The organism is Candidatus Pelagibacter bacterium nBUS_27 (assembly GCF_051200985.1).
In the GTDB taxonomy this organism is placed as follows: Bacteria; Pseudomonadota; Alphaproteobacteria; order Pelagibacterales; family Pelagibacteraceae; genus Pelagibacter.
The window spans coordinates 590,504-604,751 of record NZ_CP172845.1 but is presented as its reverse complement, the minus strand read 5'-3'; the positions used below and the strand labels follow the sequence as shown (position 1 = coordinate 604,751).

At 26.6% G+C, this 14,248-nt stretch carries 15 protein-coding genes, 2 tRNA genes and 1 pseudogene; 14 read left to right on the top strand and 4 right to left on the bottom strand.

Annotated elements, in window-relative coordinates:
* Positions 1 to 1,113 carry a tRNA guanosine(34) transglycosylase Tgt gene (gene tgt / locus ACIJYG_RS03350; protein WP_435098575.1) on the top strand — a complete coding sequence of 371 codons (1,113 nt, stop codon included), beginning with the start codon at positions 1 to 3 and terminating at the stop codon, positions 1,111 to 1,113.
* 84 nt (positions 1,114 to 1,197) lie between these two features.
* A tRNA-Lys gene (locus ACIJYG_RS03345) sits at positions 1,198 to 1,273 on the top strand.
* Between the two features lie 10 nt (positions 1,274 to 1,283).
* Here the strand turns inward: ACIJYG_RS03345 and ACIJYG_RS03340 are convergent.
* Positions 1,284 to 2,111, bottom strand: a complete 828-nt coding sequence (locus tag ACIJYG_RS03340; protein WP_435098572.1) for a M48 family metallopeptidase — start codon at positions 2,109 to 2,111, stop codon at positions 1,284 to 1,286.
* A 112-nt stretch (positions 2,112 to 2,223) separates the two neighbouring features.
* On the opposite strand from ACIJYG_RS03340, the gene ACIJYG_RS03335 reads away from it, so the two are divergent.
* A complete protein-coding gene (locus ACIJYG_RS03335) occupies positions 2,224 to 2,841 on the top strand; it encodes a DUF502 domain-containing protein (RefSeq protein ID WP_435098569.1) in 618 nt (205 codons plus the stop codon).
* Here the strand turns inward: ACIJYG_RS03335 and recG are convergent.
* Positions 2,838 to 4,889 carry an ATP-dependent DNA helicase RecG gene (gene recG / locus ACIJYG_RS03330; protein ID WP_435098566.1) on the bottom strand — a complete coding sequence of 684 codons (2,052 nt, stop codon included), beginning with the start codon at positions 4,887 to 4,889 and terminating at the stop codon, positions 2,838 to 2,840. The two genes, ACIJYG_RS03335 and recG, sit on opposite strands and share 4 nt — an antisense overlap.
* 90 nt (positions 4,890 to 4,979) lie before the next feature.
* On the opposite strand from recG, the gene ACIJYG_RS03325 reads away from it, so the two are divergent.
* On the top strand, positions 4,980 to 5,174 hold the full coding sequence (locus tag ACIJYG_RS03325; RefSeq protein ID WP_435098563.1) for a succinate dehydrogenase assembly factor 2: 195 nt from the start codon (positions 4,980 to 4,982) through the stop codon (positions 5,172 to 5,174).
* A gap of 6 nt (positions 5,175 to 5,180) precedes the next feature.
* Here ACIJYG_RS03325 and ACIJYG_RS03320 read toward each other — a convergent pair.
* Positions 5,181 to 5,270: transfer RNA gene (locus ACIJYG_RS03320), tRNA-Ser, on the bottom strand.
* An 86-nt stretch (positions 5,271 to 5,356) separates the two neighbouring features.
* Here ACIJYG_RS03320 and rarD point away from each other — a divergent pair.
* The 10 genes and pseudogenes from rarD to ACIJYG_RS03270 all read left to right on the top strand — a co-directional run bounded on the left by rarD (position 5,357) and on the right by ACIJYG_RS03270 (position 13,712).
* Entirely contained in the window at positions 5,357 to 6,235 is an 879-nt protein-coding gene (gene rarD, locus ACIJYG_RS03315; protein ID WP_435098560.1) for an EamA family transporter RarD, read from the top strand.
* Positions 6,222 to 7,223 carry a lytic murein transglycosylase gene (locus ACIJYG_RS03310; RefSeq protein ID WP_435098557.1) on the top strand — a complete coding sequence of 334 codons (1,002 nt, stop codon included), beginning with the start codon at positions 6,222 to 6,224 and terminating at the stop codon, positions 7,221 to 7,223. Before rarD ends, ACIJYG_RS03310 begins: the two co-directional genes overlap by 14 nt.
* Positions 7,213 to 7,974, top strand: a complete 762-nt coding sequence (locus ACIJYG_RS03305) for an SPOR domain-containing protein (RefSeq protein ID WP_435098554.1) — start codon at positions 7,213 to 7,215, stop codon at positions 7,972 to 7,974. The genes ACIJYG_RS03310 and ACIJYG_RS03305 overlap by 11 nt, the downstream gene beginning before the upstream one ends.
* On the top strand, positions 7,967 to 9,118 hold the full coding sequence (locus tag ACIJYG_RS03300; protein ID WP_435098551.1) for a D-alanyl-D-alanine carboxypeptidase family protein: 1,152 nt from the start codon (positions 7,967 to 7,969) through the stop codon (positions 9,116 to 9,118). The genes ACIJYG_RS03305 and ACIJYG_RS03300 overlap by 8 nt, the downstream gene beginning before the upstream one ends.
* Positions 9,111 to 9,653 carry a dTMP kinase gene (tmk, locus tag ACIJYG_RS03295; RefSeq protein WP_435098548.1) on the top strand — a complete coding sequence of 181 codons (543 nt, stop codon included), beginning with the start codon at positions 9,111 to 9,113 and terminating at the stop codon, positions 9,651 to 9,653. The genes ACIJYG_RS03300 and tmk overlap by 8 nt, the downstream gene beginning before the upstream one ends.
* 67 nt (positions 9,654 to 9,720) lie before the next feature.
* On the top strand, positions 9,721 to 10,650 hold the full coding sequence (locus tag ACIJYG_RS03290; protein ID WP_435098545.1) for an AAA family ATPase: 930 nt from the start codon (positions 9,721 to 9,723) through the stop codon (positions 10,648 to 10,650).
* Positions 10,643 to 12,183 (top strand): annotated as a pseudogene (gene metG, locus ACIJYG_RS03285) (methionine--tRNA ligase). Before ACIJYG_RS03290 ends, metG begins: the two are co-directional and overlap by 8 nt.
* Complete coding sequence (locus ACIJYG_RS03280; protein WP_435098542.1) at positions 12,176 to 12,937, top strand: TatD family hydrolase; 762 nt, start codon at positions 12,176 to 12,178, stop codon at positions 12,935 to 12,937. The pseudogene metG and the gene ACIJYG_RS03280 overlap by 8 nt, the downstream one beginning before the upstream one ends.
* 5 nt (positions 12,938 to 12,942) lie before the next feature.
* Complete coding sequence (locus ACIJYG_RS03275; protein ID WP_435098539.1) at positions 12,943 to 13,383, top strand: MBL fold metallo-hydrolase; 441 nt, start codon at positions 12,943 to 12,945, stop codon at positions 13,381 to 13,383.
* 197 nt (positions 13,384 to 13,580) lie between these two features.
* Positions 13,581 to 13,712, top strand: a complete 132-nt coding sequence (locus tag ACIJYG_RS03270; protein WP_435098536.1) for a hypothetical protein — start codon at positions 13,581 to 13,583, stop codon at positions 13,710 to 13,712.
* On the opposite strand, the gene ACIJYG_RS03265 is transcribed toward ACIJYG_RS03270, so the two are convergent.
* Complete coding sequence (locus ACIJYG_RS03265) at positions 13,707 to 14,219, bottom strand: glutathione peroxidase (RefSeq protein WP_435098533.1); 513 nt, start codon at positions 14,217 to 14,219, stop codon at positions 13,707 to 13,709. The two genes, ACIJYG_RS03270 and ACIJYG_RS03265, sit on opposite strands and share 6 nt — an antisense overlap.
* Positions 14,220 to 14,248 lie beyond the last annotated feature (29 nt).

Sequence of the window (14,248 nt, the reverse complement as noted above, 5' to 3'; positions counted from 1 at the left end):
ATGGCATTAAAATCTTTTGCCTTTAATGTTTTAAAAAAAGATAAATTTGCTAGATGTGGTTTAATTCAAACCAACAGAGGAAATATCAATACACCGGCTTTTATGCCTGTTGGCACTCAAGCTACGGTTAAAGCTTGTACCATCGATGACATAAAGAAAACTGGATCAGAAATTATATTATCAAACACATATCATTTAATGATTAGACCAGGTGTCGAAAGAGTCCAGTCAGCAGGAGGTCTTCATAATTTTATGAACTGCGATTTGCCAATTCTTACCGACTCTGGTGGGTTTCAAGTAATGTCCCTTTCTAAGTTAAATAAAATTGACAGAGAAAAAGGAGCAATTTTCAATTCACATGTTGATGGTAAAAAGTTTTTTTTAAGCCCTGAAGAAAGCATAAGAATTCAATTAGGCCTAAATTCCGATATAATTATGATAATGGATGAATGCCCCCGAAAATCTGATGATTATGAACTGATAAAAAAATCAATGGATTTGTCTCTTTACTGGGCAGATAGATCGAAAAAAGCTTTTGGTCAAAATCCACACAAAGCTCTTTTTGGCATTGTCCAAGGTGGCTTATTTAAAGATTTAAGAATTAAATCACTAAAGGAATTAATTAAAATTGGATTTGATGGTTATGCAATGGGTGGTTTAGCAGTGGGAGAGTCTCAAAAAGAAATGTTTGATGTACTAGATGATGTTAAAGAACATTTACCTGATGAAAAACCTCATTACCTCATGGGTGTTGGGACACCTTCAGATATAATTGGAGCAGTTAAAAGAGGTATAGATATGTTTGATTGTGTTTTACCAACAAGATCAGGAAGAACTGGTTTAGCATTTACTTGGAATGGAAGAATAAACATTAAAAATAACAAATATCAAACAGACAATACTCCTTTAGATGCTGATTGTAACAATTTAAGTCTCAATAAATATTCAAAAAATTACTTAAACCATTTATTTAATACTAATGAAATTTTAGCATCAATGTTACTAACTCTACATAATATTAATTTTTATCAAGAATTAATGTCAGCTATAAGAAAAAATATCTCAGAAGGTACTTTTGATCAATTTCATGATAAATACATAGATAAGTTGTAAAAGATATCTATTTTTTTGTTCAATTTGACGTTTGAAAAATTAGAATAATTCTGTATACAACAACTATTCAATTTGAATATTTGGGGGCCCTTAGCTCAGTTGGTAGAGCAATTCCCTTTTAAGGAATGGGTCGATGGTTCGAGTCCATCAGGGCTCACCACTATTTAAATTTAGCTTAGTTTAATTGGTGGGTAATCTAATATTACTTCGTTCATCTTTTCATTTAAATCACGAATTCTATTATCAGATGATGGATGTGTACTCATAAATTCAGGAGGTTCTTTACCTTTGTTTAATTCTTTCATTCGTTCCCAAATTTTAACAGTTTCTCTAATATCGTATCCTGATAGTGAGGAAAATATCATTCCAAGATAATCTGCTTCACTTTCTTGTTTTCTATTGAAAGGATTTAAAATTCCAAGTTGCGCTAATAAACCAACTGTATTTTGACCCGTTGTTCTATTAATGTCAGATAATACACCGCCACTTGCTATATCAATAATTCTAGTACCTACATTTAACAAAGTACCTCTACTAGCTCTTTCAACAGAATGTTTTGCAACAGCATGGGCAATTTCATGACCCATCACAGCTGCTAAACCATTAGTATTTTTTGTTGCATCTAGAATACCTGTATAAACAGCTATCTTGCCTCCTGGCATGCACCATGCATTACGTACTTTCTTTTTATCTATTAATATATATTCCCAATCAAAGTTTCTAGTTGGGTCATCTAAATTTTCTCTATCAAAGTATTCAGAAATTGAGTCTTCCATCTTTTTTCCAATTTCTTTAATTTCATTTAATGTTTTTTTGTCATCGCTCATTTTTTCTTTTTCTTTCACTTTTTCATATATTTGAGCTGCTTGAGCATTTAGTTTTGCTTCAGAAACAATTTTTAATTGTTTTCTTTCAGTAATCGGAGCAGTTGTACAAGAGGGCATGATAAAGCCACAACAACCACAGCCAACATAAGACAAAAATTTTCTTCTATTCATTTTCATATATAGTTGTTATTATCATTTTATTATGAATCTTAATAATAAAATTTTATTAGTATTATTTATTGTTGCGATAGCTTTTGTAATTTATTCAAGTTTTAACTAAAATATGAATAAAAAATCTAAAAGAAAATCTTTATCTTTAACACTCAGGAACTACTTTATTACAGGCGTAGTTGTATTAATTCCTATCGGATTTACTATATATCTTAGTAAATTCCTAATAGGTGTATCCTCAAAATTAATTCCTAAAAATCTTAACCCTAATCACTATTTGCCTTTTGACATCCCTGGTGTAGAAATTTTGATTTCTATAATATTAATAACTATCGTAGGCGGGCTATCTTTGTCCTTCTTGGGTAGAAAAATTCTTGGATTAATTGATGATCTATTTAAAAGAATTCCTTTTCTAAGAACTGTTTATTCAGCAATCGTTCAAATGACTGAAACTTTTTCTAAAAAAGATGATGATAAAAAAAGTGTTGTTTTGGTCGAATACCCAAGAAAAGATGTTTGGGCAGTTGGTTTTGCAACTAAAGAAAATAAAGGTGAAATGTCAGATAAAACTAACAAAAAACTCATCAATGTTTTTGTTCCAACCACACCAAACCCAACAAGTGGTTTTTTATTAATGTTTCCTGTTGATGATGTAATTTTTTTAGATATGAATTTCGAAGAGGCTTCTAAATTTATTGTTTCTGCAGGTACTTCAAAAAAAGAACCTTAAGCAATATCATTTATAATATCTGCTCTATCATATAATTTAATAAGTGGTTTAAACCTACCTATATCTTCGTTGTTATTTTCTATTCTTTTAATCTCTTTTTCTGCCAATAGAAAAAGATCATTATTGTGTATTGGATCAGCTAATTTAAAATTTTTAATACCACTTTGTTTAAATCCTAATATATCACCAAAACCTCTAATTTTCATATCTTCTTCGGATATATAAAAACCATCATTAGACTCCTTTAAAATATTAATTCTTTTTTTTGCATTATCACTTAAATTTGATTTGAACATTAATATACAGGCAGAGTCTTTATTGCCTCTACCAACTCGACCTCTTAACTGATGTAATTGTGATAATCCAAATTTATTTGCATTTTCTATGATAATTACGTTTGCATTAGGAAAATCTATACCAACCTCAATAATTGTTGTGGATACTAATATTTTAAATTTTTTTTTCAAAAAATTATCCAATATAATTTCCTTATCTTCTTTATCAGTCTTGCCATGAAGTAGAGATACTTGATTTGGAAAAAGTTTATTTAAATACTCAAACTTTTTAACAGCTGAAGAGTGGTCTATTTTTTTTGACTCTTCTATTAAAGGACATACCCAAAAGATTTGATTGCCTAGTTGTATTTCTTTTTTTATAAACTTAATAACATCATCAATTTTACTTTCTAATTTACTATAAGTTTTAATAGGTTTTCTTGATTTAGGTTTTTCTCTTATAATAGAAAGATCCATATCTCCATACATAGTCATTGTTAAAGTTCTTGGTATTGGTGTGGCGGTCATTAATAATACATCGCAATTTTTACCACCTTTATCAGACAAACGTTTTCTTTGGTTAACACCAAATTTATGCTGCTCATCTATAATGATTAATCCTAAATTTTTAAAATTGATTTTTTTTTGAAAAATTGCATGAGTACCAAAAATGATATCAATATTGTTATTTTCTAATTTATTTAATATAATTTTTTTAGTTTTATAATCAGATTTACCTGAAATTAATTCTATATTAATTTCTTTTGAAAATAATTTTTTTGCAAAATTATAATGTTGTCGTGCTAAAATTTCGGTAGGGGCCATCAACGCAACTTGAAAGCCAGAATTTACAGTATTGTAAGCAGCGATTAATGAAACAATTGTTTTACCACTCCCCACATCACCCTGCAAAAGTCTAAACATTTTATTAGATGAGGAAAGATCTTGATTAATTTCTTCTAAGGTTTTTTTTTGATCATTGGTAAGGTAAAATTCTAATTTGTTTAATATGTTTGTTTGTTTTTTTCTATTTAAGCTTTTATTCTTTTTTTTAATTTTCTTTATTTTTTTTCTAATTTCTGAATTCACTAGAAAAGTAGAAAAAATTTCATCAAAAGCTAATCTCTGATAAAAGTTATCTTGATATTTTCCAATATTTTCTGATTTATGCAATTCTATGATTGCTTCATTCCAATTAATGTTATCAAATTTATCTAATATATTTTTTGAATGCCATTCTTTTAATATAGGTAAATTGCTTATTATTTGATTAATAATTTTATTATATATTTTCTCCGAGATACCTTCTGTCAATGAGTAAGTATTATGTTTCTGTTTTATTAAAGAAGAGTCTTCAGAAACATATTTAGGATTAGTAAGTTGATATTTATTTCTGTAAAAAGCAATTTTTCCACTTACAGTAATTTCTTTTCCAAGTGGAAGAATTTTTCTTACATAGCCCTCATAGCTATTAAAAAAGATGCAATCAATTTCACCAGTTTCATCAAAACATGACACTCTGTTGGGTAAATTTCTAACACGTGGAAACAGATATTTTTTAGGAATTATAGTTATTGTTTGATTTTCTCCGATCCTTAAATCTTTTATATTTGTCGATAAGCTTCTATCAGTATATGATTTTGGCAACTTCCATAATAAATCAAAAATATTGTTAATTTTTTTTCTCTTTAATAAATTGGTTGTTTTAATACCAACACCATTAAGCTCGGTTAAATCTGATAATAAGTACTCATAATTACTTTTATTAGTCATAAACTAATAATATATTATATTAATGACGCTCAATATAGATCAATTAAAAAAAAAATTATTTACCGCTCAAATTATCGTGGCACAAAAGAAATGGATAAACTCTTAGGCGCTTTTACAAAAAAATATATTGATGAATTGAATAATGAAGATCTTGCTGATTTAGAAAAGTTATTAGATATAGATGATGCTAATCTTTATAACTTTTTCAATGGTCTGGTGACAGATTTTAAATTTAAAGATAACAAAATTAACCTTTTGTACAAAAATTTTAAATACAATGATTAAAAATAGTGGCGGAGAGACTGAGATTCGAACTCAGGAAAGAGTTGCCCCTTTGCCGGTTTTCAAGACCGGTGCATTCAACCACTCTGCCATCTCTCCGTGAGCATTGTTTTATTATTAAAATTATTTAATTCAACTATAAAATAGTCTAAAGAAGCTATTAATAACAAATCAGTTTAATTTCTATGAATAAAGAATTTAATAAAGGACTGTTCTTAGCTGGATCTGGTTCTTTTTGGTGGGGTTTTTTTGGTGTTCTTTATTTTAAATATATCACGTTTATTGGTCACATAGAATTGGTTGTTCACAGATGCTTATGGACGACATTTACTTTAATAATTACAACTTTCTTTTTTTCAAAATGGCATATTTTTTTTAAAATTATTAAAAATAAAAAAAATTTGATTTATCTTTTCTTGTCAGGTTTTCTTATTTTTATTAATTGGGCTGTTTGGATCTACGCTATAGCAACCAATAGAATAATTGATGCAAGCTTTGGGTATTTTATGATGCCAATCTTAAGTGTTATGCTTGGTTACATTTTTTTTAATGAAAAACTAAACAAACGAAGAATTTTATCAATTATATTGGTAATTATTTCAATTTTATATTTAGTATTAATTAGTTTTAAGTCTCTTCCTTGGGTTGGCATCATAGTTGCATTAAGCTGGGGATTTTACAATTTAGTTAGAAAAAAAATTAATATTGATACAGACATAGGTCTTTTGATTGAAAGTTTTTATATTTTACCATTTGCTCTAATTGCTTTTTATTTGATAACTTTATATGGGCATAATGATTTTCAGTTATCAAATCCACCAATGATGTTGGTTATATTTTTGGCTGGGCCTATGACTGTAATACCATTATTTTTATATGTTAGAGGTGTAGAACTGTGTGGCTTAGGTCCAACTGGAATGATTTTTTATATAACACCAACATTACAATTTTTACTTGGTTATTTTTATTATGACGAGCCATTTTCATTGGCAAAATTAGTTAGTTTTATTTTTATATGGATTGCTGTAGTCATATATTTGAAAGATTTATATGAAACTAGTTAAGTATATATTTATTTGTATAATTTTTATTTGCTCATCGTCATTTGCAGAAAATCTATCAGGTTTTCTAACATGGAAGAAAAATTTTAAAAAAACTGCTTTGCAAAATAATATCTCAGAAAAAACTTTTGATACAGCTATGGCTAATGTAAAATTTTTACCAAATGTTATTAAATATGACAGATATCAACCAGAATTTTATGAAGATACCAAAACTTATATATCAAAAAGAACCTCATCTAAAAAGGTCTCTAAAGGTGTAAATTTTTATAATAAAAACTTTAATTTGATTAATGTAATTGAGGATCAATATGGAATAGAAAAAGAACTTCTTTTAGCCTTAATGGGTATAGAAACCAATTTCGGAACTTATGTTGGTAAAATGGATATCTTATCTTCATTGGCTACATTAAGTTTTGATGAACGCAGGTCAGAGTTTTTTACAAATGAATTATTAATATTGTTAAGACTAATAGAAAATAATCAAATTGATTATAAAACATTATATGGATCTTGGGCTGGTGCATTTGGTTATTTTCAATTCATGCCTTCAACAATGAAGAATTACGCAATAGATTTTGATAAAAACAATTATATCGATCTAAAAAATAACAAAGACGCCTATGCATCAGCAGCGAACTATTTAAATAAAATAGGGTGGAATGACGATCAACCATGTTTTTATAAAATAGATTTATCTACAACTGTACCAAAAAAATATTTAAATGTTTCTGCAAAAAAACTTCATAACAAGAATAAATTAAAATATTTTAGGAAATATATTGTTAACAACGATGTTTTGGACAAAAAATTTGACAACCTAGCCGCATCAATAATAACACCTGATAAAGATATTATACCAGATGCTGAAAATTTAAGCCCAGCTTATTTAGTTTTTGATAATTATGAAATTATCTTAAAATGGAATAGATCATTAAGATTTTCATTAGCTGTATGCACACTTAAAAAGAAATTTGAAAATGAATTATAGAGTTTTATCTATACTATTTTTTATATTCTTAGCTGGGTGTGAACAAAATAATCCTAACAGAAATATTTTAAATCAAGAAATATTAACGAAATATAAAAACTCTGGTTTTGCTTTAGTTTATGACGCTGTTTTAAAAGAAGAAAAAAAAATTACAAAAAAAATAGATAATAGATCTTTTTTGATTTTTCATAAAAATTTAAAAAAAAATTCTTTTGTTAAGATAACAAATCCCTCTAACAAAAAAACAGTAATTGCAGAAGTTATTTCAAATGAAGCAAAATTTTCTGATTTCTATAATAGTGTCATAACATTAAGAATAGCAGAGGAATTATCATTAGATTTAAATGAACCTTATATTGATCTTGTTTTAATTTCACAAAACTCTACATTTATTGCAAAAAAAGCTAAAACTTATAAAGAAGAAAAAAATGTTGCTCAAAAAGCGCCTGTTGATGGTATTCAGATTGATAACCTGAGTAATTCTAGCTTACAAAAAGAAGATATTTCAAAAGACAAAATTTTTAAATACTCGATAAAGATTGCTGATTTTTATTATAAAGACTCCGCTAAGAATATGTCAGATAGAATTACTAATGAAACAAATATTAAGAACCCAATTATTAAAACAATATCAAATACTAAATATAGGGTATTAATAGGACCATTTAATGATATAAAAAAACTTAAAGACTCATTTAATAAAATTAAGTCGTTAAATTTTGAAAATATAGAGATTTTAAAAGATGTTTAAGAAATTATTTTTAATACTATTTGTTAGTTTTTATTATGCTGAATTAGCCACTGCTAATTTTGATGTAAAAGCTAGGACTGCAATATTACAAGATTATTATTCAGGTGAAATTCTATACGAAAAAGAACCTGATATTTCAATCTATCCAGCATCAATGACTAAAATTATGACATCAATAATTGCATTTGATTTAATTAAATCAGGTGATTTAAGATTAGATGAAAAGTTTATAATTTCTGAAAAAGCATGGCGTCTATCTACCTCGGGATATTCATCTATGTTTATTATGGTAGGAGACGAGGTGTCAGTAGAGAATTTATTAAAAGGAATAATAATTGCTTCTGGAAATGATGCCTGTGTAGCATTAGCAGAAGGTATTGCGGGTACTGAAGAAGAATTTGCAATTTTAATGACCGCAAAAGCCAAGGAAATAGGGATGGAAAATACTAATTTTGCTAATTCGTCAGGTATAAATAACCCAGATAATTATTCAACTGTCAGAGATATTTTAAAAATGTCTAAATATTTAATTAATAAACATCCTAAATTCTATCAGATTTTTTCTGAAAAAAAATTTACTTGGAATAGAACAGGGGGTGACCCGATAACACAAGGTAATAGAAATCCTCTTTTATATAAAAACTTAGGTGCAGATGGAATTAAGACTGGATATTTAGCAGTTGAAAAATACTCTTTAGCATCATCAATTATTAGAAATGGCAGAAGATTAATTGCTGTTGGTAGTGGATTTAATTCGAAAAATGCTAGATCAAGAGAAAGTTCAAAATTACTTACTTTCGGTCTTACTAATTTTGATCTTGTCAAGATTTCTAAAGCTAATGAATCGTTTGAAAAAGTAGATGTATGGCTTGGAAAAAATGATAGTGTTGATGTCTATACCAAACAAGACATCTACAAAACTATTAAAAAAGCTAAAAAAAAACTTTTAAAAGTTTCTATCAAATATGAAGGGCCTGTAAATGCCCCTATTAAAAAAGATGAAAAAGTTGCTGTTTTAAAGGTTGTTTATGATGATGAGTTAGTTGGTGAATACGATTTACTGGCTTCAAAAGAAGTTAAACAAGTAAATTTTGTATCTAGATTATTAAAATCACTTAATTATCTCATTTGGGGCGATGTCTAAAAAACCAATCATAGTTTTTGAAGGAATAGAGGGAAGTGGAAAAAGTCACCACATTTCTGTCGTTTCCAGGTATCTTAACAAAAAAAAAATTAGTCATATAAAAATAAGAGAGCCTGGTGGCAATCCAAATTCAGAAAAGATTAGAAAATTGATTTTAAATAATAAATCAAATTTTAATAAAAATACTGACTTGTTACTATATATGGCTGCAAGAAGTGAAAATATAGATATTATAAAAAAATCTTTTAATAAAAAAATAATACTTATTGATAGATTTATAGACTCAACAATAGCCTATCAACACTATGGAATGGGTGTTGATATTAATTTAATTAAAACTTTAAACAATCATTTACTGAAAAATATTAACGTTAGTTTTACATTTTTAAATACAGTTAATAAAAAGAATTTAAAGGAAAGATTAAAAATGAGAAAATCACTAAACAGATATGATAAATTTGATATATCATTTTATGAAAAGGTTCAAAATGGATTTTTGAAATTATCAAAATTTAAAAAAAAAAATACCAACTAATTAATTCAAATTTAGACATAGAGCATAATCAAGCATTAATTTTGAATCAAATTGATAAATTAATTAAATGAACTTGAGTCCATCAAATCAATTAAACCTATTTGGTCATCATGCCGAATTTATAAATTTTAAAAGACTATATATTAATAAAAAACTTCCCAATAAAATATTATTATCTGGCGAAAAAGGGATTGGAAAATCTACTCTAGCATACCACATTATTAATTATATTTTGTCATATGATGAAGATTTTGCATATGATGTTAAAAATTTTAAAATTAACCCAGATAATAAATCATTTAAATTGATTTCAAATAAATCTAATCCAAACTTTATTTCAATTGATATAAATGAAGATAAAAAAAGTATTGATATAAACCAAATTAGACATTTAATTTTAACCCTAAACAAATCTTCTTTTAATATAAAACCTAGGCTTGTACTTATAGATAATATTGAGCTTTTAAATATTAATTCTGTGAATGCTTTATTGAAAGTATTAGAAGAACCAAATGATAATATCTATTTTATATTGATCAATAATAACAAAAAAACTCTACCAACTCTAAAATCTAGATGTCTTAATTATAAAATTCATCTTACAACTAATCAATCATTTGATATCACTAACAAAATTTTAGAGGCTGATTATAGGAATTCAATTAATGATGAAATGATAAATGATTACAGTACACCAGGAACAATATTAAATTTAATAAATTTTGCCAGTCAAAATGATATTGATTTAAAAGATATTAATTTAAAAGACTTTATAAAAAAAGTTATAATGGAAAAAAAATATAAAAAAGATCAATTTATTAAACATTTATTATACTTTTTAATAGAGATCTATTTTAGAAAGAATATATCAATTAAAAATATTAAATTACTAAGCAAACAAAAATATTTTTTAAATAAAATTAATGATACAAAAATTTTTAATTTAGATGATGAAAGTTTATTAATGGAATTTGAAGATAGAGTTTTAAATGGATAAAAAGTTTTATATCACTACACCAATTTATTATCCTTCAGCCAAACCTCACATGGGTCACGCTTATTCAAGTATAATAGCTGATTTTTTTGCTAGATTTAAGAGAATGGATGGTTTTGATGTTCAATTTTTAACTGGGACTGACGAGCATGGATTAAAAATACAACGTTCAGCAGAAAAACAAAATATTGACCCTTTGGAATTTTGCAATCAAATTAGTCAAACATTTAGGGATCTTTCACATACACTAAATTTAACAAATACAGATTTTATAAGAACTACTGAAGATAGACATAAAAAAACAGTGCAACATTTGTGGAATGAACTTGAAAAAAATGATGATATTTATTTATCAAAATACTCTGGTTGGTATTCTGTATCAGATGAAGCTTTTTACAATGAAGATGAAATAGAAGAAATAGATGGTATTAAAAGATCTATTTCTTCAAAATCACCTGTTGAATGGATTGAGGAAGAGTCGTATTTTTTTAGGTTATCAAAATGGGAAAAACCACTTCTTGAGTATTATGAATCTCACCCAAACTTTATTGCACCAGAGTCCAGAAAAAATGAAGTTATAAGTTTTGTTAAAAGCGGATTAAAAGATTTATCAGTTAGTAGAAAAAGTTTTTCATGGGGAATAAAAGTACCTAATAATAAGGATCATGTTATTTACGTATGGCTCGACGCACTAACAAATTATATTAGTGCATTAAATTATCCTGATACCAATGATGTATTGTTTAAAAATTTTTGGCCAGCATCAATACATTTAATTGGCAAAGATATTTTAAGGTTTCATGCAGTATATTGGCCAGCTTTTCTTTTGGCAGCTAAAATAGAATTACCTTTAAGAGTTTATGGTCACGGCTGGATACTATCTGGTGATGAAAAAATGTCTAAATCAAAAGGTAACATTTTAGATCCAATTGAAATAATTAACGAATATGGCCTAGACCCATTAAGATATTATTTAATTAAAGAAGTGTCTTTTGGAAATGATGGTAATATATCACAAGAAAGACTTGAAGATTGTATTAACAGTGATCTTGCTAACAATTTTGGAAATTTATGTCAACGTGTTACAGCATTTGCTATCAAGAATTGTAATAGCGAAGTCCCAAAGAATATTAAATTTGTGGAAGAAGATTTAGTAATTTTAAATAGATATAAAGATAATTTATCAATAATAAGAGAAAAAATTGATAATCAAGATATTAATTTTTACATAAATTTCATTATAAACTCTTTATTTGAAGCTAATAAATATTTTAATGATCAAGAACCATGGAAAAAAAAGAAGATCCAATTAGATTAAATACAATAGTTTATTCAACCTTAGAAATTGTAAGAAAAATTAGCTTTTTACTTTATCCAATAATTCCTCAATCAGCAGTCAAAGCTCTAAAGATTTTTGAACTTAATGAAGATGATATTAATTTAACGTCTATTGAAAATAATAAATTCTTATCAAATGGAAGTAAAATAAATAAAATAGATATTCTTTTTAAAAAGATAGATAAAAACAATGATTGATTCACACTGTCATTTGGATCATGAGCCTTTATTAAGTGATTTAAGCAACGTAATTAAGCGTTCAAAAGAGGTGGGTATAAAGAAATTATTAACAATTTCAACTTCATATAAAAGCTTTGATCGAATTAAAAAGATTATAGAAGAAGATGAAATAATTTATGGTACAATTGGAATTCATCCACATGAAACAACTGATAATAAAATTACCTCAGATTTTATTGTAAAAAATCTTAATGATAATACAAAAATAATTGGCATTGGCGAAACAGGCTTAGATTTTTATTACAATAATAGTGATAGAGATAATCAAATAGTTAGTTTTAAAGAGCATATTGATGCTTCTTTAAAAACAAATACTCCATTAATTATTCATTCTAGAGATGCTGAGGATGAAACTTTTAATATCCTGAACAATTATAAAGATCAAAACCTAAAGATATTAATGCATTGTTTTACTGGTAGTAAAGATTTTGCAAAAAAACTTTTGACCCTTAATGCCTTTTTTTCTGCCAGTGGCATTATAACTTTTAAAAATTCTCTAGATTTACAAGAAACATTTAAATTTTTACCTTTGGATAAAATTTTGATAGAAACAGATAGTCCTTTTTTAGCTCCTGTCCCTAATAGAGGTAAAAAGAATGAACCATCTTTTATTGATTATACTGCTCAAAAATTAGCAGATATAAAAGATATTTCTAAATCCAATTTGATAAGCTCTACCACTAGTAATTTTAATAAACTTTTTTTTAATTAAATATTATGAAGTTTGTAATTCTTGGATGTGGAAGTTCGATGGGCGTACCTCGTCCAGATGGCTATTTTGGTAATTGTGATCCTAAGAATAAAAAAAACTATAGAACAAGATGTTCTGCTTTAATAAAAACAGATCAAGAAAATATTTTAATTGATACTTCTCCCGACTTACGTAATCAAATGCTAAGTCAAAAAATAAAAAAAATTGATAAAGTTTTTTACTCTCACATGCATGCAGATCAAACCCACGGTATAAATGATTTAAGATCTTTCTTTATAAGAAATAAAAAACCAATTAATATTTTTGCTGACAACCCAACATCTAAATATCTTAAAGAAACATTTTCTTATTGCTTTGACAAATTTAGCAGAGAATATCCAGCAACCCTTAAGTTGAATAATATTAATAAAGATTTATTTATTAAGAATAAAAAAAAAATATCTTAATTAAACCTGTTAAAGTTCAACATGGTAAAGTTTATTCTATATGTTATATCATAGATAAAAAATTAGCTTATATTAGTGATGTAAGTAAAATATTTAAAAAAGATTATAAATATTTCAGAAATCTTAAATACCTAATTATTGATTGTCTCTGGTACAGAAATCATCCTTCACATTATAATTTTGAAAAATCCTTAGAAATGATAAATAGGTTTTCTCCAAAAAAAGCCATCTTAACTAATCTTCATACTGATATAGACTACAGCGTAATTAAGGAAAAATTACCTAAAAATATTATTCCAGCTTATGATGGATTGTCTGTAAACTTATAAAATTTGATCTAACTTATTTATAATTTTTTTAGACGTTGGGGCAGTAAAAGATGCAAAGGTATCGTCAATTTTACCCTCCTTATTTATCAAAATCTTATGAAAATTCCATTTAGGTACTGTTGATCTGCCAAATGAATCTTTTGCCCATATGTATATTGGGTGAGCATTATCTCCTTTAACATCATACTTGCTGGTCATTGGAAATGTAATATTGAAATTAGTTTCACAAAAATTTTTAATCTCTGTTTCAGTTCCAGGTTCTTGGCCACCAAATTGATTTGTGGGAACGCCAATTACGATTAGCCCTTTATCCTTATAATCATCATATAATTTTTGAAGATCATCGTATTGTTTTGTAAACCCACATTTACTAGCAACATTAACTAACAATACAGTTTTGCCATTTAAAGTCGACAGATCTAGCTCATCACCATTTATAGAATTAATTTTAAAATCAAAAAAAGTTTTTGAATTATCTGACATAGTTTTAGTAAAAAAAGAAAACATTAGGATTATTATATAAACAATGAGTTTTT